At 43.8% G+C, this 25,424-nt stretch carries 22 protein-coding genes; 8 read left to right on the forward strand and 14 right to left on the reverse strand.

Going from position 1 to position 25,424, the window contains the following annotated elements:
• Positions 1 to 82: 82 nt before the first annotated feature.
• From lapB to sohB, 6 genes are all read right to left on the reverse strand, one after another.
• The gene (gene lapB, locus CBX98_RS15695) at positions 83 to 1,258 is read right to left on the reverse strand and encodes a lipopolysaccharide assembly protein LapB (RefSeq protein WP_005376665.1); all 1,176 of its coding nucleotides are present in this window, start codon (positions 1,256 to 1,258) and stop codon (positions 83 to 85) included.
• Between the two features lie 18 nt (positions 1,259 to 1,276).
• A complete protein-coding gene (locus CBX98_RS15700) occupies positions 1,277 to 1,573 on the reverse strand; it encodes a lipopolysaccharide assembly protein LapA domain-containing protein (RefSeq protein ID WP_005397112.1) in 297 nt (98 codons plus the stop codon).
• 263 nt (positions 1,574 to 1,836) lie between these two features.
• Entirely contained in the window at positions 1,837 to 2,118 is a 282-nt protein-coding gene (ihfB, locus tag CBX98_RS15705; protein ID WP_005385816.1) for an integration host factor subunit beta, read from the reverse strand.
• Positions 2,119 to 2,331: 213 nt separating this feature from the next.
• On the reverse strand, positions 2,332 to 4,002 hold the full coding sequence (gene rpsA, locus CBX98_RS15710) for a 30S ribosomal protein S1 (protein ID WP_005385817.1): 1,671 nt from the start codon (positions 4,000 to 4,002) through the stop codon (positions 2,332 to 2,334).
• A 110-nt stretch (positions 4,003 to 4,112) separates the two neighbouring features.
• Complete coding sequence (cmk, locus tag CBX98_RS15715; RefSeq protein WP_005397113.1) at positions 4,113 to 4,793, reverse strand: (d)CMP kinase; 681 nt, start codon at positions 4,791 to 4,793, stop codon at positions 4,113 to 4,115.
• A 208-nt stretch (positions 4,794 to 5,001) separates the two neighbouring features.
• Positions 5,002 to 6,063, reverse strand: coding sequence for a protease SohB (gene sohB, locus CBX98_RS15720; RefSeq protein WP_005385819.1), 1,062 nt, complete (start codon positions 6,061 to 6,063; stop codon positions 5,002 to 5,004).
• Between the two features lie 254 nt (positions 6,064 to 6,317).
• Here sohB and CBX98_RS15725 point away from each other — a divergent pair, with 254 nt between their 5' ends.
• From CBX98_RS15725 to CBX98_RS15740, 4 genes are all read left to right on the forward strand, one after another.
• Complete coding sequence (locus tag CBX98_RS15725; RefSeq protein ID WP_046874431.1) at positions 6,318 to 7,064, forward strand: YciK family oxidoreductase; 747 nt, start codon at positions 6,318 to 6,320, stop codon at positions 7,062 to 7,064.
• 129 nt (positions 7,065 to 7,193) lie between these two features.
• Positions 7,194 to 7,886, forward strand: a complete 693-nt coding sequence (gene imuA / locus CBX98_RS15730) for a translesion DNA synthesis-associated protein ImuA (RefSeq protein WP_109169737.1) — start codon at positions 7,194 to 7,196, stop codon at positions 7,884 to 7,886.
• A 4-nt stretch (positions 7,887 to 7,890) separates the two neighbouring features.
• The gene (locus CBX98_RS15735; RefSeq protein ID WP_109169738.1) at positions 7,891 to 9,294 is read left to right on the forward strand and encodes a DNA polymerase Y family protein; all 1,404 of its coding nucleotides are present in this window, start codon (positions 7,891 to 7,893) and stop codon (positions 9,292 to 9,294) included.
• Positions 9,295 to 9,321: 27 nt separating this feature from the next.
• On the forward strand, positions 9,322 to 12,396 hold the full coding sequence (locus CBX98_RS15740) for an error-prone DNA polymerase (RefSeq protein ID WP_109169739.1): 3,075 nt from the start codon (positions 9,322 to 9,324) through the stop codon (positions 12,394 to 12,396).
• Between the two features lie 74 nt (positions 12,397 to 12,470).
• On the opposite strand, the gene CBX98_RS15745 is transcribed toward CBX98_RS15740, so the two are convergent.
• Both CBX98_RS15745 and CBX98_RS15750 read right to left on the reverse strand, forming a co-directional pair.
• The gene (locus CBX98_RS15745; protein WP_109169740.1) at positions 12,471 to 13,424 is read right to left on the reverse strand and encodes a chemotaxis protein CheV; all 954 of its coding nucleotides are present in this window, start codon (positions 13,422 to 13,424) and stop codon (positions 12,471 to 12,473) included.
• Positions 13,425 to 13,794: 370 nt separating this feature from the next.
• The gene (locus CBX98_RS15750; RefSeq protein ID WP_005398213.1) at positions 13,795 to 15,012 is read right to left on the reverse strand and encodes an ROK family protein; all 1,218 of its coding nucleotides are present in this window, start codon (positions 15,010 to 15,012) and stop codon (positions 13,795 to 13,797) included.
• A gap of 412 nt (positions 15,013 to 15,424) precedes the next feature.
• On the opposite strand from CBX98_RS15750, the gene pyk reads away from it, so the two are divergent.
• On the forward strand, positions 15,425 to 16,867 hold the full coding sequence (gene pyk / locus CBX98_RS15755; RefSeq protein WP_109169741.1) for a pyruvate kinase: 1,443 nt from the start codon (positions 15,425 to 15,427) through the stop codon (positions 16,865 to 16,867).
• A 121-nt stretch (positions 16,868 to 16,988) separates the two neighbouring features.
• Here the strand turns inward: pyk and CBX98_RS15760 are convergent, their stop codons facing one another.
• Together CBX98_RS15760 and CBX98_RS15765 are read right to left on the reverse strand one after the other, a co-directional pair.
• Complete coding sequence (locus CBX98_RS15760) at positions 16,989 to 18,140, reverse strand: patatin-like phospholipase family protein (protein ID WP_005398215.1); 1,152 nt, start codon at positions 18,138 to 18,140, stop codon at positions 16,989 to 16,991.
• A gap of 44 nt (positions 18,141 to 18,184) precedes the next feature.
• The gene (locus tag CBX98_RS15765) at positions 18,185 to 18,277 is read right to left on the reverse strand and encodes a YnhF family membrane protein (RefSeq protein ID WP_005372970.1); all 93 of its coding nucleotides are present in this window, start codon (positions 18,275 to 18,277) and stop codon (positions 18,185 to 18,187) included.
• Positions 18,278 to 18,404: 127 nt separating this feature from the next.
• On the opposite strand from CBX98_RS15765, the gene CBX98_RS15770 reads away from it, so the two are divergent.
• From CBX98_RS15770 to CBX98_RS15780, 3 genes are all read left to right on the forward strand, one after another.
• The gene (locus CBX98_RS15770) at positions 18,405 to 18,995 is read left to right on the forward strand and encodes an outer membrane beta-barrel protein (protein WP_047010036.1); all 591 of its coding nucleotides are present in this window, start codon (positions 18,405 to 18,407) and stop codon (positions 18,993 to 18,995) included.
• A gap of 570 nt (positions 18,996 to 19,565) precedes the next feature.
• Positions 19,566 to 21,032: a sodium-dependent transporter gene (locus CBX98_RS15775; RefSeq protein ID WP_005398219.1), complete on the forward strand. Its 1,467-nt coding sequence runs from the start codon at positions 19,566 to 19,568 to the stop codon at positions 21,030 to 21,032.
• Positions 21,029 to 21,124 carry a MetS family NSS transporter small subunit gene (locus CBX98_RS15780; protein WP_005372963.1) on the forward strand — a complete coding sequence of 32 codons (96 nt, stop codon included), beginning with the start codon at positions 21,029 to 21,031 and terminating at the stop codon, positions 21,122 to 21,124. The genes CBX98_RS15775 and CBX98_RS15780 overlap by 4 nt, the downstream gene beginning before the upstream one ends.
• Before the next feature lie 65 nt (positions 21,125 to 21,189).
• Here the strand turns inward: CBX98_RS15780 and CBX98_RS15785 are convergent, their stop codons facing one another.
• The 4 genes from CBX98_RS15785 to CBX98_RS15800 all read right to left on the reverse strand — a co-directional run bounded on the left by CBX98_RS15785 (position 21,190) and on the right by CBX98_RS15800 (position 25,397).
• The gene (locus CBX98_RS15785) at positions 21,190 to 21,591 is read right to left on the reverse strand and encodes a hypothetical protein (protein WP_005396996.1); all 402 of its coding nucleotides are present in this window, start codon (positions 21,589 to 21,591) and stop codon (positions 21,190 to 21,192) included.
• Between the two features lie 210 nt (positions 21,592 to 21,801).
• The gene (ptsG, locus tag CBX98_RS15790) at positions 21,802 to 23,232 is read right to left on the reverse strand and encodes a PTS glucose transporter subunit IIBC (protein ID WP_006743155.1); all 1,431 of its coding nucleotides are present in this window, start codon (positions 23,230 to 23,232) and stop codon (positions 21,802 to 21,804) included.
• A gap of 444 nt (positions 23,233 to 23,676) precedes the next feature.
• Positions 23,677 to 24,444, reverse strand: coding sequence for a YchF/TatD family DNA exonuclease (locus CBX98_RS15795; RefSeq protein ID WP_109169742.1), 768 nt, complete (start codon positions 24,442 to 24,444; stop codon positions 23,677 to 23,679).
• The gene (locus CBX98_RS15800; RefSeq protein WP_046874426.1) at positions 24,435 to 25,397 is read right to left on the reverse strand and encodes a DNA polymerase III subunit delta'; all 963 of its coding nucleotides are present in this window, start codon (positions 25,395 to 25,397) and stop codon (positions 24,435 to 24,437) included. Before CBX98_RS15800 ends, CBX98_RS15795 begins: the two co-directional genes overlap by 10 nt.
• Between the last annotated feature and the right edge of the window lie 27 nt (positions 25,398 to 25,424).

The raw sequence follows: 25,424 nt of genomic DNA on the forward strand, positions 1-25,424 counted from the left end.
TCATCTCCTAACTATTTTGGTTCTTATTAAATAAAAAGTTAAAAAAATGCAGCGGACAGAAACTCTGTCAGCTGCATTAAAATTATTCACCATCCAATCCGCGGATTGGCTTGATCGTCCCCCACCCTTTACAGGATGGGCAGTGCCAATAAAGGGAATGAGTAGAAAACCCACACTTCCGGCATCGGTAGTGTGGTTTCACTTTTAACTGTTCACCCACCATCGCTTGTAGCGTCGATAGACTGTCTTTCGCGCGACCGTCTTCTGCTTCAGCAATGTGGTAGTCAATTAATCGATAAAAGCCCTTCATGGTTGGATTTTTCAGCAGCTGTTTGGTCAGCAGCTCTTGTGCAGCCCCGACGTTCTCGTGGTGAGCAACCAACTGAGCCAACATTAACTCGGCTGATACGCCTGCTTTCTTATCAATACAAGCTCGCAGAAACTCTACAAGTTCATCTTCCTGGCCCAAATGATGGTAGCACTCTGCAATGGTTGGTAAGACATCGCTGATAAAGTCTTTGTCTTGCTCAAGCACACCCGTCAGGTATTTTATCGTGTGTTTATAATCTTCAGACTCTAGATAAATTCGTCCCAAAGCAATACTCGCTCGAACACACTTTGGGTCTTCTGCTAGGGCTTTTTTAAAGTGCTGTATTGCCTTATTAGTATTACCATCGGCTTGGTCGAGCATTGCAATTTCACACCAAAAATGAGCAATATTCGCACGCATTCTGGAGCGTTTATTACCCAACTTAGCCAATTGATTGGCGTAATAAATTGCTTTTTCCCATTCACGTGTTTGTTGGTAAATGGTTACCAATTGCTGAAGGGCCGCTTCTTTGTAATCTGGCTCTTCGACTAACTGTTCGAAGATTTTCTCTGCACGATCGAGAAAACCAGAGACCATGTAATCTTTCGCCAACTGTTGAAGTGCAAGATTCTTTTGATCCAGTGTTAAGCCAGAGCGAGAAATGAGATTTTGGTGAATTCGGATTGCACGGTCGACTTCGCCACGAGACCGGAATAGGTTACCCAACGCAAGGTGAGTATCGATGGTCTCGTTATCAACTTGGAGCAATTCAATAAAGTGATCGACAGCCTTATCTGATTGGTCAGAGAGCAGCAGATTAAGACCCGTCATATACTGACGAGAGATTTGATGAGATTGCTTCTGCTTGTCTTGCTGAGCGCTGCGATGCCCCATATACCAGCCATACGCAGCAGCTATAGGCAACAACAAGAAGAGTAGTTCAAGCATTAAAGTTAAGCCTTATCCTTATGCCTGTTTTTCGATGGCTGGCTTATCAGCAGGTTTGTTTGCATCTGTAGGTTCGTACTTTTTCAGTTTTTTCTTTAAACGACGAACTTGTAGCTGAGTTTTCAGCTGGATACTACCAAAGATAACCCACGCTAAAGCAAAGCCAACCACAAATACCACACCTAATAGTGTAGATAAGTGGAACTCTCCTTTGGCTAGAAGATAGTTAAAAGTCACGAGCTCTTGGTTTTGGGAACCTAACGCCAATGCAATTAAAAAGAGAGCTAAAACAGCAACGATTTTTATAATTTTCATTTACATCACCCTTCTAGGAGTAAGTCGGTAAGATTATGCAGGAAAATGCTTCTTCAGACTACGTATATTAGCAATAATCTATACCCAAGTAACCTCAAGATGCTTAGTTTGTAGACACGCCTAGAAGTTAAAGTTACTTGGGTGTAGAAAGCTGCAAAGAAAACAGCCAGAATCAACAGCTCGCTTCGTAAACTGCTTGGATACATTACAAAAAAGCGGCATACACAAACGTATGCCGCTTTTTTCAAACTAATAAGAGTGCGTTAGCCAATATTTACACGCTCACGAAGCTCTTTACCAGGTTTGAAATGTGGAACGTATTTACCTTCCAATTCCACTTTATCGCCCGTTTTAGGGTTACGACCTACGCGAGGCTCGCGGTAATGAAGAGAAAAACTACCAAAGCCGCGGATCTCGATACGGTCACCGCTCTCTAGCGTAGAGGCCATGTGCTCTAAAATATCTTTTACAGCATCCTCTACCTCTTTCGCTGATAAGTGTGTTTGCTCAGCGCAGAGTCTTTCAATCAGTTCAGACTTAGTCATAGTTGCCCTCTTTGAGTATCTTTATCACTTATTATAGTAAGTAATACTAATTCCAACAAACACTTGCTGACAATTCTAGACAAATTTTATGCAAAATGCGCAATGAAGAAATGCCTTTTATTAAGATAGTTTACCGTCATTAGTATTACTACTTAAATATGCTCAAATATAAAAAAGGAGCCTTGCGGCTCCTTTTTTGCTTAAGCGAGTATATTATTCGCCTTTAGCAGCTTTGAAAGCGTCAGCCATTGCGTTACCGAATGCATTGTCATCTTGCTTGTTGATAGATGCCATTGCTTCTTGCTCGTCAGCTTCGTCTTTAGCTTTGATAGATAGGTTGATTACGCGGTTCTTACGGTCTACACCTGTGAACTTCGCTTCAACAACATCACCAGCGCTTAGGATTAGAGAAGCATCTTCTACGCGATCGCGAGATACTTCAGAAGCACGGATGTAACCTTCAACGCCTTCTGCGATTTCAACAGTAGCGCCTTTAGCGTCAACAGCAGTTACAGTAGCGTTAACTAGAACACCTTTCTTGTTGTCAGCAACGTAAGCATTGAATGGGTCGTTTTCCATTTGCTTGATGCCTAGAGAGATGCGCTCACGCTCAGCGTCTACTGCTAGAACAACTGCAGAGATCTCGTCGCCTTTCTTGTACTCACGTACAGCTTCTTCGCCAGCAACATTCCAAGAAATGTCAGATAGGTGAACTAGACCGTCGATGCCGCCTTCTAGACCGATGAAGATACCGAAGTCAGTGATAGACTTGATCTTACCAGTAACTTTGTCGCCTTTAGCTTGTGCTTCAGCGAATGACTGCCATGGGTTAGCTTTACACTGTTTCAGACCTAGAGAGATACGACGACGTTCTTCGTCGATTTCAAGAACCATAACCTCAACTTCGTCGCCAACATTAACAACTTTAGAAGGGTGGATGTTCTTGTTAGTCCAATCCATTTCTGAAACGTGAACTAGACCTTCAACGCCTTCTTCGATTTCAACGAAGCAGCCGTAGTCAGTTAGGTTAGTTACGCGACCAGTTAGTTTGTGACCTTCTGGGTAACGCTTAGCGATTGCTACCCATGGATCTTCGCCTAGTTGCTTAAGACCTAGTGATACGCGAGTACGCTCACGGTCGAACTTAAGAACTTTAACTTGGATCTCGTCACCAACGTTAACGATTTCAGATGGGTGCTTAACGCGCTTCCAAGCCATATCAGTGATATGTAGAAGACCGTCAACGCCACCTAGGTCAACGAACGCACCGTAGTCAGTAAGGTTCTTAACGATACCTTTAACTTCAGAACCTTCTTGTAGAGTTTCTAGAAGCTCGTCACGCTCAACGCTGTTTTCAGATTCGATAACAGCACGACGTGAAACAACTACGTTGTTACGTTTTTGGTCAAGTTTGATAACTTTGAACTCTAGCTCTTTGTTTTCTAGGTGAGCAGTGTCGCGGATTGGACGTACGTCTACTAGAGAGCCAGGAAGGAAAGCACGGATACCGTTTAGTTCAACAGTGAAACCGCCTTTAACTTTACCGTTGATGATACCAACAACAGTTTCAGCTTCTTCGTAAGCTTTCTCAAGTACGATCCAAGCTTCGTGACGCTTAGCTTTCTCACGAGAAAGTTGAGTTTCACCGAAACCATCTTCAACAGCGTCTAGAGCTACGTCTACTTCAGCGCCAACTTCAACTTCAAGTTCGCCAGCAGCGTTCTTGAACTGTTCAGCAGGGATAGCAGATTCAGACTTAAGACCAGCGTCAACAAGAACGAAACCGTTCTCGATAGCTACTACAGTACCTTTAACGATGCTGCCTTGTTGGAATTCTGTTTCGTTTAGAAACTCTTCAAAGAGTTGAGCAAAAGATTCAGTCATTTAGTTAATCTTCAATAAATTAAACGTCCACGGGTATCCTACCGCATGGGGTTATTAAATTCGCCAGTCATCATCCTTGCGACCAACGCTCTTAGTCTAGCCGAGTATCATTACTCAGCTAGCTTCGATTCGATATATTGTAGTGCCTTTTCTACTACTTCGTCGATAGTCATCGACGTAGAATCTAGCACAAGCGCATCCTCAGCAGGGCGTAGTGGCGCCACTGGGCGGTTACGATCTCGGTCGTCACGCTCTTGGATCTCGCTTAAAAGGTCAGCAAATTTAACATCTAACCCTTTCTCTTGCAACTGTTTAAGGCGTCGATTTGCACGCTCTTCTGCGCTCGCATCAAGGAAGATTTTCGCTTGTGCACTTGGGAATACAATTGTGCCCATATCACGACCATCAGCCACTAGGCCCGGAGCGGCCTCAAATGCACGCTGACGACGTAATAATGCTTCACGAACACGTGGCAGAGCCGCAACTTTAGATGCTGCCATACCCGTTTCTTCTTTGCGAAGCTCCCCTGACACATCTTCGCCTTCTAGAACGACCTTAACTAAGTCACCCTCTGCGATAAATTGAACGTCTAGGTGTGTTGCCAGTGGGACAAGTGCGTCTTCTGACTCTGTGTCGACACCGTGGTGAATCGCAGCGAGTGCAAGTACACGATAAATTGCGCCAGAATCTAAGAGTTGGAAACCCAACTTTTTCGCCAGCAACATACATAAAGTGCCTTTACCTGCACCACTAGGTCCATCTACGGTTACAACCGGAGTTTGAGAGGACATGTTCTTCTCCACCTATAGTTTCTTTTCAGCAATTTGCTCGGTTTTCGAGGCGCGCATTATACGGGTAATCGCCCTTTGGAGCGAGGAAAAATGTCGTGTAAAGCATTACACCTAATGCGCAATTGGATTCATCAATAAACATAAGGTTCAACAAAAACGGCGAGAGCTTCCACCCTCGCCGTTTCAAATGTCATGATCTTAGGTTCGATTAAACAATCGGTTTTTGACCACGCTCAGCTAACTTTAAGATCACACTGTCAGCAACTTTGCCCGCGACACCTGCTAGCTTGTCTGCCAGTTTTTTCTTCTGCACATAATGCACAGAAAGTACGGTTTTATCTTTGCATGCCGCAACAACGATATCATCAGATGTACTAATATCATCCACCAAACCAAGCTCTTTCGCTTGTGTACCGAACCAGTGCTCACCTGTAGCTACTTTGTCTAGGTCCAAACTAGGACGACGCTCGCGAATAAAGTCTTTAAACAAGACATGTGTTTCTTCAAGCTCTTGCTTAAACTTATCGCGCGCTTTATCGGTATTCTCACCAAACATCGTTAGCGTGCGTTTATATTCACCCGCGGTTAGTTGTTCGTACTCAATGTCATGTTTCTTCAACAGTTTGTTGAAGTTAGGAATTTGTGCGATAACGCCAATAGAACCCACAATTGCAAATGGTGCAGAAACAATCTTATCTGCTACACATGCCATCATGTAACCGCCACTTGCCGCAACTTTGTCAACAGAGATAGTCAGAGGAAGACCCGCAGCTTTGATTCGGTCCAGTTGAGAAGAGGCAAGGCCGTAGCCATGAACCATACCACCGCCAGATTCTAAACGAAGTAATACTTCATCACCTTCACGTGCGACAGCCAAAATAGCAGTGATCTCTTCACGTAGAGACGCGACTTCTTTTGCATCTATGCTACCGTTAAAATCAAGAACAAATAGGTGTGGTTCACGCTTGCTATCTAATGAACCGTCTTTGCTCGCTTGTTTGATTTCTTTCTCGCGAGATTTGTTCTTCTCTTTTTCTTCTTTTTTGACGGCTTTATCTCGAGCCTTGATGAAAGCATCGTCATGCAAATGATGCTCTAACTGTTCAACAGATTGTTTGTGTTGCTCTGAAAGGTTGGTAATCTCTAACTCCCCTTTCGCCGCACCCGATTTGCCACCAGCCGATTTTGCAATAATGAGCAGAACAATTATCGCAGCAACCACCGTGATAATTTTGGCCAGAAACAGACCATAATCTAATAAAAATTCCAACGAGAGCTCCTTTATCTCATTTCAGATGACGTTAGTATGTTACGCAGAAACATCAGCGAGAAGGCAGCGCGGTTTGTAACCACTTGTTCTGATTGATAGCATACCTAACGAAAGTTCTGGAATTGGTATAACACATGAATTGGTGTATTGTAACCATCTTGTCACGATTACCAAGATTTTCCATTGAGAAACAGGCGTTTTTTAGCGTCAATTAACTATCATGGACCCTCTTACAATAATAAGGATTTATCGCCGTGAACTACTCCGTTTCAGCTGATGCTCTAAAAGGTAAAGTCATTCTTGTTACTGGCGCTGGTAATGGCATCGGCCGTCAAGCCGCGCTTTCTTATGCCGAGCACGGTGCAACTGTTATTCTTTTGGGTAGAAATGTGCAAAACCTTGAATCTATCTATGATGAGATTGAAGCAGCTGGCTATCCACAAGCCGCTATCATTCCTCTGGATCTCAAGGGCGCAACTAAGCAAAATTACATTGATATGGCAGAGACAATCGAAGGACAGTTTGGTCGTTTGGATGGCCTATTACACAACGCAGGTGTCTTAAGTTCGCTGTGTCCATTTGATCAAATCAAAGAGGAAGATTTCGACGATATCATGCAGATCAACGTGAAAGCAGAAGTGTTAATGACTCAAGCACTACTGCCTGTGATGCGTAAATCAGAAGCTGGGCGTATTATCTTTACCTCTTCGACCGTCGGCCACTCTGGCCGCGCATTCTGGGGGCCATACGCTATCTCTAAATTTGCCGTAGAAGGCATGATGCAAGTTTTAGCTGACGAGCTGAGTGATACACCGATCCGCGTTAACGCAATTAACCCTGGTGCCACTCGTACTCGCATGCGTGAAAAAGCATATCCGGGTGAAGATGCAAATACTCTCAAAACGCCACTGGATATCATGCCGCTATATTTGCACTTAATGGATCCTGCGGTTACCGATGTGAACGGTCAGTGCATCGACGCTCAACCGAAGCGTAAATAACTCATTCAGGTTACCTCACATAATTGATTGAAAAGGCAGCAAACGCTGCCTTTTTTCATTTCTCTCTTCATAAAAATCTTGCGACTTTCTCCCACAGAAATATACTGTACATACATACAGGTATTTATTATGCAAGATATTATTCAGCACTTAAAAAGCCAACACCTTGTTTGGCAAGCAAATTTAACGAAAACAGATCCTCAGCAATTGCGGACTAGTTCCGGGTTTTCTGAATTAGATGATTTGCTCGGCGGAGGCTTTCCACCTCATGGCGTAGTGGAGATGGAATCTATTGGTAGTATTGGTGAATTGCGTTTGCTCGCTCCTTATTTAAAAGCCACTCAGACCAATGGTGTGACTGCATTTATTCAACCTCCCGCGTTAGTGAATTCTCTGTTCTTACACTACATCTGTTTGGATATAAACCAAGTGTGGGTCGTTAATCCAACTCACCCCAAAGATGCTCTTTGGGCTGCAGAGCAATGTCTGAAAAGTGGGGTATGCAGTAATGTTTTGTTATGGCAAGAAGAGCTTGAAATACATCAAGTGAAACGCTTACAGGTAGCGAGTGAACAAGGTACTTGCCCTCTTTTTATGCTTAAAACAGAGACTATCAACCGCTTGTCTTTGCCTGTGTCACTCAGTTTAAAACTGAAAGGTGACGAGCAAGGGATTAATGTTGAAGTACTAAAAAGGAAAGGAGGCTGGAATAGAGGTAGTGTTAGTATCGGCTTCCAACACCATTACCCGCAACTGGTGAAACCATCATCTAAAACTCTGCACTCGACTGTGGTCAATTTCCCACTGGCGAACCAAGGTTAGTGATATGGCTTTGTGGATTTACTTGCACTTCCCTCGCCTACAGCTAGACGCACTCTTTGGTGATAACCAAGATCAACCCGTGGTGATTGTCGAAAGCCAACGTTGCCAGATTATTCAATACAACGAGATTGCCGAACAACAAGGCATTAAGCCTGGTATGGGCTTAGGCAGTGCTGCGTCCTTGTGTCGAGATTTACAAGTGCATCCTTATCATCCACAAACCGAATTAAATAAATTACAAGAGGTAGCTCAGTGGTTGTATTTGATCACATCTGACGTTGTGTTGATGCCAAACCAAGGTATTTTGCTACGTGCCACACCGATGCTCACCCTATATGAAGGGTTGGACAATTACTGGAATAAAGTCAGTGCTCACTTAACTAAACTGCAGTTAAGCTTTCAATTTGGTTGTGGTTTTTCACCTCTGTCAGCCAAGTTAATGGCATTGGCAGGAGCAAATGTTCTTAGTGACGACAAACCTCTTATCGAACAAATGTTATTCCCATTACCTCTGCCTCTAACCGATTTATCGAGCTCTATGGTTGAAAAGCTGCACCGCGTAGGCGTTACTTCCTTAAAAGGGTTACTTGAACTGCCGTTGCAAGACATCGCACGACGCTTTGATATCGATTTGGTGAACTACGTTGGTCGACTGACTGGGCAGTTTAAGCATCCTGTCGACTTTTATCACCCGACCGAACCCTTCCAAGTTTATTTAGAACTGCTGTTTGAGTTCGAAAACGTTCAGTGGATTGAAAAGCCGCTGGCCAAGTTACTTCGTCAACTCGAAACCTTTCTTAAATTAAGAGATAAGGTCGCTTTTGAGCTGTGTTTAACACTCCACCAGCGTGAGAAACAAGAGCAACACCTTCAACTCACTTCTGCGCAAGGTGATTACCTATGTCAGCGTTGGCAGCAGTTAGCGAGTTTAAGCTTAGAGTCACTCTCGCTCAATGGCCCAGTCACAGGGCTAACGTTAAAAGTCGTCCGTCAAGGTGAGCCTCTTAGTGCATCACGCGATCTCTTTGCTGGGCAAAAAGGGAACATGAATGCTTTAGAACTGCTCTCTTTACTGCAAGCTAAATTGGGGAAAAGTGCTGTGTTAAAACCCAACATCGCTTGCGATCCTAGACCAGAAAAGGCCAGTCAATATCGCCCTGCTGATGCTCCAGATGAAAAGGAGCACGCCATACCCTCCATACTACGCCCCGCAATGCAATTGCCCACTCCCATTGCATTGCAAGAGCAAGTATCTTTGGTCCACGGACCTGAGCGAATCGTTTCTGGATGGTGGGATGGTGATGAGATCATGCGTGATTACTACATTGCACACACCAAGCAAGGCCGCTGGTTATGGATATTTCGCGATCAGCACAAGCACTGGTTTCTTCATGGCTATTTTTGTTAAATCGACAGTTATTTTTGTTGGGTCATTATGAGTTACGCGGAACTATTTTGTCAGTCTAACTTCTCTTTTTTGACTGGGGCTTCTCATGCAGAAGAGCTGGTACTCCAAGCTGCTTTCTATCGCTACCAAGCTCTAGCCATAACGGATGAATGTTCGGTCGCGGGCGTTGTCAAAGCCCATGCGACCATCGAACAACATAAACTCGATATCAAACAAATCGTTGGAAGTATGTTTTGGTTAAATGATGAATGCCAAATCGTACTGCTTTGCCCTTGTCGCAAGGCTTATGCCGAGTTGTGTCGTATCATCACAAACGCAAGAAGACGAAGTGAAAAAGGCAACTATCAACTGTTCGAATGGGATTTGATGTCGATTCGACATTGCTTGGTATTGTGGCTGCCCACACATCAAGAGAGTGACCACTATTGGGGACGCTGGCTCAATCAACACCACGCTAATCGTTTGTGGGTAGCGATTCAGCGCCATTTGAGTAACAACGATACTGAGTACATTGCGCACTGCGAGCAGTTAGCACATGAATTTCAATTACCTATAACTGCCTGCGGAGGCGTTCTCATGCATGATGTTGAACGCTTGCCATTACAGCATGTACTTACCGCTATAAAACATGGGTGTAGCGTCGATAAACTCGGTTTTGATCGTATTTCGAATACAGAACGAGCGCTTCGTCCTTTTAAAAAACTGGTTCGGATTTACAAACCAGAATGGCTGGAAGAAAGTACTTACATCGCCGATTTATGCGAGTTTAAGCTCTCCGATTTAAAATACGAATATCCTACCGAGCTGATCCCAGATGGTTATACACCCGACTCTTACTTACGTATGTTAGTCGAGCGTGGTAAAAAGCTGCGTTTTCCTGAAGGCGTGCCAGCAGAAGTCAATCAAACCATCGAGAATGAACTTGCGCTTATTCAAGAGCTGAAATACCACTACTACTTCCTTACCATCCATGACATCGTAATGTTCGCGAAACAACAAGGCATTCTTTACCAAGGTCGAGGTTCCGCCGCAAACTCTGTGGTGTGCTATTGCCTGGAAATTACCGCCGTCGACCCTCGACAAATCGCAGTCTTATTCGAACGATTTATCAGTAAAGAACGTAAGGAACCGCCGGATATTGATGTGGACTTTGAACACGAGCGCCGTGAAGAGGTTATCCAATATATTTACAAAAAATATGGCCGTGAGCGTGCAGCACTTGCTGCAACAGTGATCAGCTATCGCTTTAAAAGTGCCGTGCGTGAAGTCGGTAAAGCGCTAGGGATTGAAGAGACCCAATTAGATTTTTTCATTAAGAACGTTAATCGCCGAGATCGCAGCCAAGGCTGGCAAGCTCAAATTATTGAACTTGGCTTACAACCAGAATCTCTCAAAGGGCAGCAGTTTATCCAATTGGTCAACGAGATCATTGGCTTCCCACGCCATTTATCTCAGCACGTAGGTGGCTTTGTAATTTCATCTGGCCCTTTATATGAGTTGGTACCTGTTGAAAATGCCTCGATGGAAGATCGCACTATCATTCAATGGGATAAAGACGATTTAGAAAGCTTGAAGCTACTAAAAGTCGATGTGCTCGCACTCGGCATGTTAAACGCCATCAAAAAGTGCTTTCAACTGGTCGAGAAACATCACCAGCGATCCCTCTCGATTTCCGAGATCACTCGCCGACAAGATGATCCACACGTGTACCGCATGATCCAAAAAGCTGACACGATAGGCGTATTCCAAATTGAATCTCGTGCACAAATGAGCATGCTTCCTCGCCTAAAGCCTGCTTGTTATTACGACTTAGTGATTCAAATTGCAATTGTTCGTCCAGGCCCTATTCAGGGTGATATGGTGCATCCTTTTTTAAAACGACGAGATCAAAAAGAGCCAGTCAGTTATCCATCGGAAGAAGTAAAAAGCGTTCTGGAGCGGACTATGGGCGTCCCTATTTTCCAAGAGCAAGTAATCAAGTTAGCCATGGTAGCAGCTGGGTTTAGCTGCGGCGAGGCCGATCAACTCCGTCGAGCAATGGCATCATGGAAAAAGAATGGCGATCTCGCTAAATTCAGGCCAAAACTGATCAATGGTATGCAAGAGAGAGGTTATGGCTTAGCGTTTGCTGAGCGCATTTTCGATCAGATTTGCGGCTTTGGTGAGTATGGCTTCCCTGAAAGCCATTCAGCGTCTTTCGCAGTGCTGGCATATTGTTCTGCATGGTTAAAATATTATTACCCAGCAGAATTTTACACTGCACTGTTGAACAGCCAACCAATGGGGTTTTATAGCCCATCGCAATTAGTACAAGATGCCCGCCGACATGGCGTCGAAGTATTGCCGGTGTGCGTCAATCACTCAAAATATCAGCATCATCTCGTCTCACGTCCGAATGGCAGGCTCGGCGTGCAACTTGGTTTTCGCTTGGTGAAAGGCTTTAACGCAGAAAGTTCGCAAAGGCTTATTGAGCGCAAACCACTTAATGGTTACCGCTCGATTCAAGAAGTAAAGCAGATATTAAGAAGCCGAAGTGACATTGAATTATTGGCTTCAGCCAATGCATTTCAGATCCTATCGGGGAATCGTTATAACGCACGCTGGGCAGCAATGGATTCCTTATCTGACCTACCATTGTTTCACAAGGTCGAAGAACCTGGTGTTAGCTACCAAACTCAGCCCTCTGAATATGAAAATTTAATTGAGGATTACGCGAGCACAGGACTATCTCTTAGCCGCCATCCGATTAAATTATTAGAAGAAACGGGCAAACTCCCTCATTTTACCCGCATGAGGCAATTGGCAGAGAAACCACATAGGTCATTGGTCACAGTGGTAGGCGTGGTAACGGGAAGACAATCTCCAGGCACCGCCGCTGGCGTGACATTTTTTACGTTAGAAGATGACACAGGCAACATTAATGTGGTCGTTTGGCAAGCGACAGCACGAGCCCAAAAGCAAGCGTATTTAGGCGCTAAAGTATTAATGGTGAAAGGCATTCTTGAAAGAGAGGGAGAAGTCACGCACGTTATTGCTGGCAAGTTAATTGATTGCACGCACTATTTGAATAATCTACAAAGTAAATCTCGCGACTTTCATTAGTACAGAGATATTAATAAGCGAGGGGTTAAAAATCAGAGGGAGAGCTGCTCCCCCTCTGATTTCACTATATCTAATCATGCACTTTTAGAAAGCATCTGACGTAATCGGTCTTGAGCAACTTCAACCAGCAGATCCGGTTGGAATTTAGATATAAAGCGGTCACAGCCTACTTTTTGTACCATGGCTTCATTAAAGCTGCCGCTCAGAGAGGTGTTCAACGTAATAAACAACTTAGACATACGTGGATCTTGGCGCACTTCATGAGTCAGTTTATAACCGTCCATTTCAGGCATTTCAGCATCCGTAATCATCATTAACAGCTCTTTTTCCACGTCTTTCCCTTCATCACACCAGCGTTTTAAAACCGTTAGCGCTTCTAGGCCGTCACGACACTCGATGATATTCATACCCAATTGAGAAAGCGTATCGCGAACTTGATTACGAGCTGTAGAGGAATCATCCACAATCAGAACATTACGCCCGACCATTGCTTGGGCAAGTTCTTGATCCAGAATGTCCGCTGAAATCGTGACGTCGTAATGCACGATCTCTGCTAAAACTTTTTCAACGTCAATAATTTCGACAATTTGAGAGGCATCCCCCTCTTTGATTTGCGTGATAGCTGTGAGGTAATTCGAGCGACCAGACGTGGAAGGAGGCGGCTGAATTTCAGTCCATGCCGTATTAATAATGTTTTTAACCGGACCGACTAAGAAGCCCTGCACCGTGCGGTTGTACTCTGTCACGATCAAGTTTTCTTCTTCCACTTCACCACGCAAAGCTGGGAAACCTATCGCGCCACGCAAATCAATCACTGGCACTGCTTCACCTCGTAAAGAAGCGACCCCACGAATGTTGTAGTGTGAGCCAGGAAGCTTGGTTAACGGTGGCAGCTTGATGACCTCTTTCACTTTGAACACATTAATCGCAAACAATTGGCGACTATTTAAAGTGAACAGCAGAAGCTCTAGTCGGTTTTCACCAACCAAGTTCGTACGCTGGTCAACCGTATTTAACACTCCGGACATACTACTACCTAAATTATGGATAATTCTTATTTTTACTCAAAATCAATACAGACACATCAAGGTTCTAAGCCCAAATAACCTTAAGATATTTGTTTTTCGAGCATGGCTTGAAAGTACAACGGTTTCAGCGTATTACTTCCCTTCTATTTGTATCAGACACAAAGTCACTCTACACATTGAAAGCCATTTGGGTTTATTTACTTGAGCTTTTTAGGAAATTACATGAATGGCGCAGATATAGCAATGCAGCACAACTCAAATTCACCTTCTAGTAATAGGCGATCAAAAAGGGTGAGCTGTTAAGCCTCACCCTAAATCATCTAAAAATGTATAGGCTCGACACCTAAGCACTTCATCATGTTTGAAGCAATTAGCCTTCCACAACCTTCATCAATAACTGACCATCGTACAACGCTTGCTTGATCAACGCGGCACCAGGCATTGTTGCTTGCTTATAGAAACGAGATTCCACCAGCTCAAGATCTTGGTGATAAACCGGTAAACTCTGCTCTTCGATACAGCGACGCACCGCAGGATAAAGTACATCTTTTGCTTGGTTAATCACACCACCGATCAAGATCTTCTCAGGGTTAAATAAGTTGATCACAATAGCAATTGCGGAACCTAAGTAGCGTCCAAGCTTTTCAATCACATCAACTGCCAACGGATCACCGTTCGCTGCCGCTTCACAAATGCTCTCAATACTCATTTCTTCTTGTTCAGCAAGAATAGAGTCTTCGCCATCAGCAATTCTTCTTACGACTTCTTCACGAATCGCTTGAGAACTGGCAACGGTTTCCAAACAACCAATGTTGCCACAATGACAACGTTTTCCATTTGGGTCGATTTGAATATGTCCAAGCTCACCAATATTACCGTGACGGCCTTGCAAAACGCGCCCATCCAGAATGATGCCGGCACCTAAACCATGGTGAATAGAGATAAGAACAGAGTTGTCATTGTCTTGAGAATGGCCGAAAAGCTTTTCTGCTAATGCCCAAGCTCGCGTGTCATTGGCAATGAAAACTGGCAAGCCTGTTGCTTTATATATCTCTGGTCCAAGAGCAAGATTTTCGACATTGTAATGAGGCATTTGCAGCACGACACCTTGCTCTGAATTTACAAGGCCAGGCAGCGTAATTGCAATACTGGTAACACGGTCAAGTTGATCCGCGTAAGTTTGGAAGAATTCATCAATTTCGTAGAGCAGACGCTCAAGCACATCGTCTTGGTCACGTTCGTGTATCTCGATTTTAGTATCGATCAACACATCGCCACCTAGCTCATGCAGAGCAATAGTTAAATAACCTCGCCCCAAACGCATTGACAGAAATTGCCACCCTTCGTTATTGACCTGCAAACCGACGGCAGGTCGACCACGACTCGTCGCTTCTTGTACTGTGGTTTCATGAATCAAGTGCGCTTCAATTAATTCTCGAGTGATTTTGGTGATACTGGCAGGAGCAAGCTCACTCTGCTTGGACAAATCAATTCGAGAAATAGGACCTTTTAGGTCAATTAGTTTATATACACGACCAGCATTGACCTGTTTGATATGATCAATATGGCCCGGTTGAGCCATGTACATCTTGCACTCCGAAATTCTATAACGAGACAATTTTTTTACTTTGCGAACTAATTGTGAAGTGAATTAATAAATCCCCGTGACAAGCATCACGTATAAACCTGTTTGTTTGTGTATTCAATCAAATAACGAAGAATCTACTCCTGTTAAATTGTTTGAAAAATAACTTATTTTTATTCACTAAATTATGAAGCAACTCCTGTTACAACAGCGCATTCTCTCCAATAGAGGCTGAAGCCTATGGAATATCTGTCTGTTTTACCGGGATTACTCTTAATGTAAACATTCTGTGCATATACTTATACTCAAGCAGCTTTAAGGTGTGGGCTCAGCAACGAGGCAGACCTTGAGAGCGATTGAGGAAAGTAGGGATAGAGTTCAAGTTACCTTTACACATACATTCATCGGAGAATCTATGACTTCCAAACTAAGACGAACAAAAATTGTCACCACGCTTGGTCCTTCAACGGATAAGGACAATGTACTTGAGGAGATCATCAAAGCCGGTGCAAACGTTGTCCGTATGAATTTCTCACATGGAACCAGTGAAGACCACATTCAACGCGCCAAAAAAGTCCGTACTATTGCGGCAAAGCTTGGGCGTCAAGTTGCTATCCTCGGCGACTTGCAAGGCCCTAAAATCCGCGTATCGACCTTTAAAGACGGCCAAGTCATGTTAAATGTGGGCGATAAATTCACATTAGACAGTGATTTACCAAAAGGTGAAGGCAACCAAGAGTCCGTAGGGCTAGATTATAAAGAACTGCCGCAAGATGTGTCACCAAACGACATTCTGTTACTCGATGATGGACGCGTTCAACTGCAAGTCACCAGCGTCGAAGGCAATAAAGTTCATACCCGTGTGATTGTTGGTGGTCCACTATCTAATAATAAAGGGATCAACAAAAAAGGCGGCGGATTGTCAGCCGATGCGCTCACAGAGAAAGATAAAGCCGACATTCTTACCGCCGCAGAAATTCAAGTGGACTACCTTGCTATTTCGTTCCCGCGTAACGGCGAAGACATGCATTACGCTCGACGCCTAGCCAGAGATGCAGGCCTCGAAGCCATGTTGGTGGCTAAAGTCGAACGAGCAGAAACCGTCGCGACTAATGAGTCTATTGACGATATTATTCTCGCATCCGATGTGGTGATGGTAGCGCGTGGCGATCTGGGGGTAGAAATCGGCGATCCTGAACTTATTGGCGTCCAGAAAAAGCTGATTCGCCGCGCACGCAGCTTAAACCGCATCGTGATTACTGCGACACAAATGATGGAGTCCATGATTACTAGCCCGATGCCGACGCGTGCTGAAGTGATGGACGTGGCCAATGCGGTTCTAGACGGCACTGACGCCGTGATGCTGTCTGGAGAGACCGCAGCAGGTAAACACCCTGTAGAAACGGTCAAATCCATGGCCGAGGTATGTGTGGGCGCAGAAAAAATGTCTGAGGCAAGCCTATCCACTTATCGATTAGATCGCACCTTCGAAACCGCTGAAGAAACCATCGCAATGGCAACCATGTACTCTGCGAATCACATGGAAGGAATTAAAGCGATGATCTCGTTAACAGAGTCCGGCAGGACTGCGTTGATGATGTCTCGCTTAAGCTCTGGCTTACCAATATTTGCCTTATCACGCAATGAATCCACGCTCAATCGAGCTGCACTATACCGAGGCGTGACACCGGTATATTTCGAGTCAAAAAGTGATGCAGGTTTACCGACAGCTCAAGCTGCGATTGCCAGCCTTAAAGAACAAGGGTTCTTGCACAAGGGTGATTTAGTCATGATCACTCAAGGCGATGTAATGGATGTCGTTGGTTCAACCAACTGCATGAGAATTCTGCAAGCATAACCTTTATACCTAACCCTATTAACCACAGAGATTAGGTACGCACACGAATGAGGCTCCGAAAACGGAGCCTCATTTATTTACACTTCACTTTGTATTTAGCTTATGTCGTTAATACAAAAGGTTATGCACTCTCTCTGCCATCAATTTCAATATTCAGTTGGTCATAGAGTTGAACCAGATTAAACCCCGCCTGAAGTCCGAGTTGATAATCATGCTCTAGTGATTCTTGGTCACTTAACAAAGAAGAAGAACGAAGCCCCTCTTTAGGCGCGATTTGTAAAATGAAAGTATCGTCAGGTGGAGCAGATATAAAGGCCTGAGTGAGCTCAAATGTTTGATAGTGAATCATCAGCATGTCGGCTAAACCTGAGTCAAAATTCTCACCGATTAAATGGCTTAAACGATACAAATTATCAGCACCGAACAACCAACGGCCTCCATTCAATAGCATTTTTCCGGCAAGCTTCGATTGATGGGCGGCATTAATTTTTTGTTGGAAGAACGAAGCCCAATCCAACTTCCATCGATTCACTTTTTGCTGCCATGATTGCTGCACCGAATTAATAGACTCTCGATACCACTCGACAGGCACATCCCCTACTTCACTTTGCGCTCTCGCTTCAATCTCCGAGAACGGTTCTGTTCGGATGACAATAATGTTGCGAGCATTCTGACGCCACGCTTCTTGAACAGGGATAGAAGCCGACACACCACCATCAACAAACTTATTGCCATTAACGTCGACAGGTCCGTGGTACAACTTAGGAATCGCGCATGTTGCTAACATGGTGTTAAACCACGTGTCACCCAAGATTGGTAAATATTGATCCGATAGCGTCTCTACATTTGTTACCGCTGCAAACGCACCTCGTCCTCCTAGTGCACTGCGGCCTAAATCAAGATCAAGCTTGTAAGGGAAATCTTGAATCCGCTCTAACGCCCACTCTAAACCCAAGTACTGCTGCTTTCGAATATAACGAAACAGATTAAAAAATTCAGGAGACGTTGTCAGCTCGGTAATAAAAGCTTTGCCCATACCGTGTTGACGACATAAGTAAGAGCATAAATTGAGTGCCCCAGCAGAGGTACCGTAGAATTCATCGAAAGGATCAAAGTTGGAAAGTAAAAATGCGTCTAATACGCCAGCGGTAAAAATCCCTCTCTGCCCTCCACCTTGCGTGACTAAAGCAGTTTTTCCATGCCTGAAATGCTCATAAACTTTAACATCAAGCTCAGTATGGCTTTCTGTGATTATACCGCTGTTACGTATCATAGGCTCACGCCATTTTGTTAAAACACTTGGTAAAAGTAGTTATCTTAAGCCGTTGTAATCGCAATGATACCAAACGACAAAAGTACTGCAAAAACAGTCACCACGATGATTAATGCGGATTTTAGATCGTGTTCCATAAACACCTCCTTAATATGTAACAAATTAATAACACCAGTGTGAAATATGTTCAAGATTTGCTTAATTTAGTCGCGCAATTTTGACTAACCCATCACAATTAGCTTAGTCATAATAAGGAGATAGGACATGAACCAAAAACTCAGCTGGCTGGTAGGAAGCATACTGCTCAGCACCGCGGTAAGTGCACAAGCCAATATTATCGTTACTCCATTCATAGGCTATACAGGTGGCGGTCAAGTAGAAGACGAAGGTGGCAATACATACGACCTCGATCCCGCAGTGAACTACGCACTTTCAATCGAGACGCCTTTTGAGAAAGGAAGAATTGGATTATTTTACTCCAACCAATCAACAGAACTTGAAAAGTTATCAAATTCGGCAGATATCCATTACCTGCAATTTCAAAGCAGCATGTACTACCCTGTTGCAGAAAACTGGCAAACCTATATTGGTGTTGGCTTGGGAGCCTCTTACACCGATGTTGATTGGGTAGACAAAAAATACGGATTTTCGGCGAGCGCTTTTGCAGGGCTGGAATATGAGTTTTCAAAGAACTTTGCGTTGACAGCCCAATTAAGATGGTTGGGAACGGTCGTTGATAACGATACCTCTGGAGCCTGCACCCTACCTAATGACGGCTCAAACTGCATCATTAAGTTCGATACCGATTGGATGAACCAATTCCAATCAAATATTGGTTTTAGTTTCCGTTTCTAATTTTTTGTACACTTCACTTCGTAGGACTCGCCACAAAGAGTGCTGGGCGAGTCCTACACAAAGCAGATAGAAAATATCATCTAAACATCATCGCTTAGAAAAGTAACGAAGCATTCTCTAGCGGGGTGCGCAAAAGATAGCCGTACGCCCTAGTTCATCAAAATAGTTTTAAACACCAAGTCGATTATTGGATTCTAGTCATTTGTTCCATACAACCAACCAATCCCCCACACAAAACCATAATCAAACTCAAATTTAACAAGATTAAAACCAGACAACGCACCTGAGTTAACATTTAGATTCTATTGCGCTAAGTATTATTAGAAGTTAGTCTGATTAGTGAAAACAGATAAATATTTCAGTTTTATCAAACACACATCAAAACTTTAAGATTAATAATCTACTTTCTCTCACAGTAACCAGAATATAGCTCTATAAAATTATAATAAGCTAGAATTAAGGATAGAAAAGCTGATGGATAACAGCGGTCCTTTCTTCCAACGGTTTGCGCAAATATTACTGTGTTACGGAGAGAGCTTCATTCCTCAGGGAGTCGTATAGGAGTCAAATATGAAGCGAGAACAATGGGGATCCCGAGCGGGATTCATCTTAGCAGCAGTCGGGTCTGCTATCGGTTTGGGAAACATTTGGCGTTTTCCATACATGGCCTATGAAAACGGTGGCGGCGCATTTTTTATTCCTTACATTTTCGCCATGATCACGGCCGGTATTCCATTTATGATCCTTGAGTTCAGTATGGGACAAAAGTACCGAGGCTCAGCACCAAAAACGCTAGCGAAAATTCATTCTAAATTTGAATGGCTTGGCTGGTTCCAAGTTGGTGTTGCAGCAGTTATCGCCGTTTACTATGTTGCAGTTATCGGTTGGTCAATTTCTTACTTTGGGTTGTCGTTCACTCAAGGTTGGGGAACCGATACAAACGCATTTTTCTTTAGTGAGTACCTAAAGTTAGGTGATAACTCACCAACAGACTTAGGCAGTATTCAATGGAAAATTGCCTTATCTATGGTGATTGCTTGGGCTATTACTTACACCGCCATTGCCAAAGGCGTGAAATCAGGGATTGAGCGCGCATCTAAAATCATGATGCCAATACTATTTTTGATGGTGATTTTTTTAATCGGACGTATGGTTTTCTTGCCAGGAGCTTTGGATGGCGTTAACTACATGTTTGAACCCGATTTCAGCAAAATTTGGGATGTGAAAGTATGGGCAGCTGCGTACGGTCAGATCTTCTTTACCCTAAGCATCGGCTTCGCGATCATGCTGGCTTACTCTAGTTATCTGCCAGAAAAGTCAGACATCACGAATAACGCGTTTATGACCGTGTTGATCAACTGTGGCTTCTCCATCCTAGCTGGTATTATGATCTTCTCTGTCTTGGGTTACATGGCTCAAGAACAAGGTAAACCGCTAACAGAAGTGGTATCTGCAGGCGTTGGCCTTGCTTTTGTTACTTTACCTGCGGCAATTAACTTATTACCCGCACCATATATTCTTGGTCCTCTGTTCTTCTTTGCACTGGTGGTTGCTGGTCTAAGTTCGCACATTTCTATCATGGAAGCCGTAACATCCGCCATCATCGATAAGCTAAAGTGGAGCCGAAAAAAAGCTGCAAACGTTGTAATCGGAACTGGTTTTGTGGTTTCTATGGCATTCGCAACAAATGGCGGTCTATTGCTGCTAGACCTAGTAGACCACTTCGCAAACAACGTTGGCATTATGGTAGGCGGCTTGGTTGAGATTGTATTGATGGCGTGGCTATTGAAACGCGTGCCTGAAGTGCGTAATTACGTAAATGAGCGCTCTGATTTCTCTATTGGTCAATGGTTTGAGATCTGTTTACGCTTCGTAACACCGATTATGCTCGCCATTATCTTAGCAACTAAGCTTTATGCTTTATTTACTGAAGGCTACGGTGGTTATGATCTAACTGTAGGCTGGGCACTTATCGCCGCACTATTTATCTTTGGTCTAGTGATTAACGCAGTGAATCGCAAGGAGACAGCGAAATGACAATCAGCGCAATTATTATGATGGTTATTGGTTTAGGTATCACTTGGGGCGGCGCTGCCGTTTGTATCAAGCGAGCCATGGATAAACAATAGCAGTATTGCATTCCAAACATAAAAAACGCCGGTATTTACCGGCGTTTTTTTATGTTTCTTTTATTCTAGAAACTGTATTTGATGCCAACGGCACCACCAAGTTGTAAGTCAGCACCTTTGTAAAGATCTAGCTCTGGGTGTATTTGACCATAAAGATCCCAGCCGCGTGATAAATCCCAGTTCACACCGAGAGGTACACGCACGCCAAACTCATCATCCCACTCATACCAACCACCAACGCCAACATACCAGGTCACAGGCATGTTTTGATCGAATGTTCCACGTTTAGCGATGTAATCAAACGCCATACCATCGTTACCGATAATGCCGCGATACTTATTATCTAACTCAACAACAACACTCAACTGTTGATCGACAGCCATACCAACAGACAAGTTCGTTGGCTCATTTGCCGCCATTGCGGTACTAGAAACTAGTCCTGCTAATAAAATTAATTTGCTCTTCATACACGTTATCAATTATTAAAAAAACATCATGCGCTATTCAAACATAGTGGTGTTTCAATATGTCAACGATGAGTAAGCGCGATGTATGAAAAGACTGGCAAAAGTAAAGATGAGTTTAGGATCACACTCAGAAAGCACTTTTAGCAATGAGAGAGGAACTAAAAAAGGAGGCCGAAGCCTCCTTTTATTCATTGTTATGAATGACGGTGATTAGCCGTGGTTACGGATCCACTCATCCATTTCAGTTTTTAGGTTGTCAGACTTAGTACCGAAGATAGCCTGTACACCACCTGCAACAACTACAACACCAGCAGCGCCAAGTTGTTTCAGTTTGTCTTGGTCTACAGCTGCTGTATCTGCAACCGCGACACGTAGGCGAGTGATACATGCGTCTAGACCAGTAATGTTAGCTTTACCACCAAACGCTGCAACCAGTTCACCACCCATGTCAGAGCCAGAAGTTGCTGCCGCACTTTCTGTTTCATCTTCACGACCAGGAGTTTTTAGGTCAAGTGCTGTGATTACGCCACGGAACACTACGTAGTAAATCACTGCGTATACTAGACCAACAGCAATCATTAGACCCATCTTCTGAGCGTTACCAGATAGAACTAGGAAGTCGATCAGACCGTGAGAGAAAGAAGTACCGTGTACAAAGCCTAGAGTGTTAGAAACAATGTATGCAGAACCAGCTAGTAGAGCGTGGATACCGTATAGTAGTGGAGCAACGAATAGGAACGAGAATTCGATAGGCTCAGTAATACCAGTTAGGAATGAAGTCAGTGCAGCTGACGCCATGATACCCATTACTTTTGCGCGGTTTTCTGGTTTAGCACAGTGAGCAATTGCGATTGCTGCAGCTGGTAGACCAAACATCTTGAACATGTAACCACCCGCTAGCTGACCGAAGCCATTACCAGCAGCACGAGATGCTTCATCAGCAACTAGGTAACAAGTTAGTACGCCGTTTTGAGCTTCACCAGCAGCGTTAACACAAGAACCAGCTTCGAAGAAGAACGGTACGTTCCATACGTGGTGTAGGCCGAATGGGATTAGAGAACGCTCTACAACACCGTAGATACCGAATGCTAGTTGTGGGTTTTGGTGCGCAGCCCAATCAGAGAATGCAGAGATTGCACCGCCAATTGGTGGCCAAATTACAGAAAGGATAACACCAAGGATGATCGCTGCAAAACCAGTGATGATAGGCACTGCACGCTTACCAGCGAAGAAGCCAAGATACTCTGGAAGTTGAATTTTGAAGAAACGGTTGAATGCCCAAGCAGCCACACCACCGACAAGGATACCACCTAGTACACCTGTATCGATTTTCTCAACACCCATAACACCCGCCATTACACCTAGCGTTGCCGTCATGATGCCGTAACCAACGATTGCTGCAAGACCAGCAACACCGTCGTTATTAGTGAAGCCTAGAGCTACACCTACTGCAAATAGAAGTGCCATTTGGCCGAATACTGAACCACCAGCTTGTTCCATAAGATTAGAAACGATCTCTGGAATAAAGCTTAGATGGGCAGCACCCACACCTAATAAAATACCTGCAACTGGTAAAACTGATACTGGAAGCATCAGCGCCTTACCAACTTTTTGCAGGTTAGCAAAAAGGTTCTTAAACATGTTTATGCTCCTGATAAATTTATAAGTATTATTTGGGCACTAACGGCACACCCCCGTAGCCTAAAGGTTAGCACCCAATGAAAATGTAACCACAACTGCATTATATTTTCCGGCTCTAAATATATATTGATGACCCTCAAACTTTCCACACAGTTACGAAATTTAGTTTCAAAACAAGTCTTGGATCACACCCAAAAACAGCTGATGAAAAGGTTTGCATTGCAGTTATATTACTGTTTTATAAAGAGTTTATTATTTATATAATTAATTTTAAGGCGTAAATAAAATACGCCCCAATGTTATTTTTAGTAACAAAATTACATTTGTGATTTTTGAATGTTATTAAATCAACATTTTTAGTAAACATTAAACTCATGAGTATATCTGTTGTTTTTATCAACAAAAAAGGAGCATACGCTCCTTTTTTATGCTCTTATTGATTTTTCATCGCAAAAAAAGATTTCGGAAATTTTCGGTGGTTTTTTGTGCCACTTCAGAAAGAGAGCACGATTTGAGTTGCGCAATATAAGAAGCCACCTCGACAACATAAGCAGGTTGATTCTCTTTACCTCGGTGAGGGACTGGAGCCAAGTAAGGAGAATCTGTCTCAATGAGAAGCTTCTCTAGAGGTAGAGTCTTCACCACTTCTTTCAACTCTGTAGCTTGACGGAAAGTGACAATCCCCGAGATAGAAATATAAAACCCCAGCTCAAGTGCAGCTTCAGCAAATGGAAGATCTTCTGTAAAACAGTGGATAACACCACCACATTTCTCCGCCCCACCCTTACGCAAAATATCTAGAGTCTCCGCACGTGCGTTTCTGGTATGGATAATTAAAGGTTTGTTAAGCTCCACCGCAAGATCAACGTGTTGCTCAAAACGCTCTTTCTGTAACGCTGCCGTTTCTGGCTTATAATGATAATCCAAGCCTGTTTCACCAATGGCAACGACTTTTTCATTCGATGCGTGGTGACGTAGCACGTCCATCGAAAAGTCGCTTTCAACATCAAGTGGGTGTACACCGCACGAAGCATAAACATTCTCATAAGGCTCAATCATTTCCATCATTTTAGGGAAAGAATCCAGCGTAACTCCCACAGAAAGCAGCTCGGTTACCTTTGCTTGTTTAGCTTTGTTAATAACGTCTTCCACATTGATGTGGAGATCGTCGTAATTCAATTTGTCTAAATGACAATGAGAATCTACGAACATAATACCTCTCGTGATTCAATTAACCAGTTCATTGATAGTAGCTCAAGGTTTAGACCAGGAAAGGCTTGCACCTGAGCTTTGAGGTCCATCAGCGCCTTCGCTGATGAGTACAAACCGTTGTAGTTGTTCGGCTGAAACTTTATAGCGCCAGGAAGCATTTGTGCTTCTGATACACCAAACTGCGCTTTCTGAGCGTCTGTCAGTAAATACCACGCCCAGTCTAGTGATTGCTCCGAGTGTTTAGCCATTAAAGAAGCACACTCAGAAATGTCTGAGGCAGGAGAAGACATCGCCTTAATAAAAGTGCGCTCAAAAGCCAAGTAAGCATCGAGATCGCCATTATTTAACGCATCCAATGTTTTTATCGGAGAGCCCATATTCAGTTTTAAGGCGTAAGCAGGAACTTGCTGCGCCCCTTGTTCGCGCATCCATTGCATCGCTTGTTCCGTTGACGGCGGCGCAACAACCCAGTGTTGGCAACGGCTACGAATCGTTGGAAGCAGGCGCTCCTGATTGTGGGTAACGAGCAAAAACAAGCACTTTGCCCCAGGCTCTTCTAGCGTTTTTAACAATGCATTCGATGCCGATTCATTCATAGAGTCCGCTGGCTCTATAACAAATAGGCGATAACCATTAAGCTGTGATGATTCCTGAGCAAGACGGTTGCAAGCTCGAACTTGGTCCACCGTTATCGCTTTTCCTTCTTTTTCTGGTTTGATCCAGTGTAAATCTGGGTGGTTGTGTGATTGATTTAATTGACAGCTATGACAAAAACCGCACGCTTCACTGGCGTAATTTTGGCAAAGAAGTGCTTGGCTAAAAAACTCGATAAGTTTTTCGATGCCTAAGCCTTGCTCGCTTTGCAATAAAAGCGCACCTGGTATTCTGTCCGACTCTAGCCCTACTTTGAGGTTATCCCATACTGGCTGCAACCATGGATAATCATTTAACATGAGTCACCTAAATTTAAGTTTCACTTA

This window comes from Vibrio sp. T9 (genome assembly GCF_003123985.1).
GTDB classification, from domain to species: Bacteria; Pseudomonadota; Gammaproteobacteria; order Enterobacterales; family Vibrionaceae; genus Vibrio; species Vibrio diabolicus.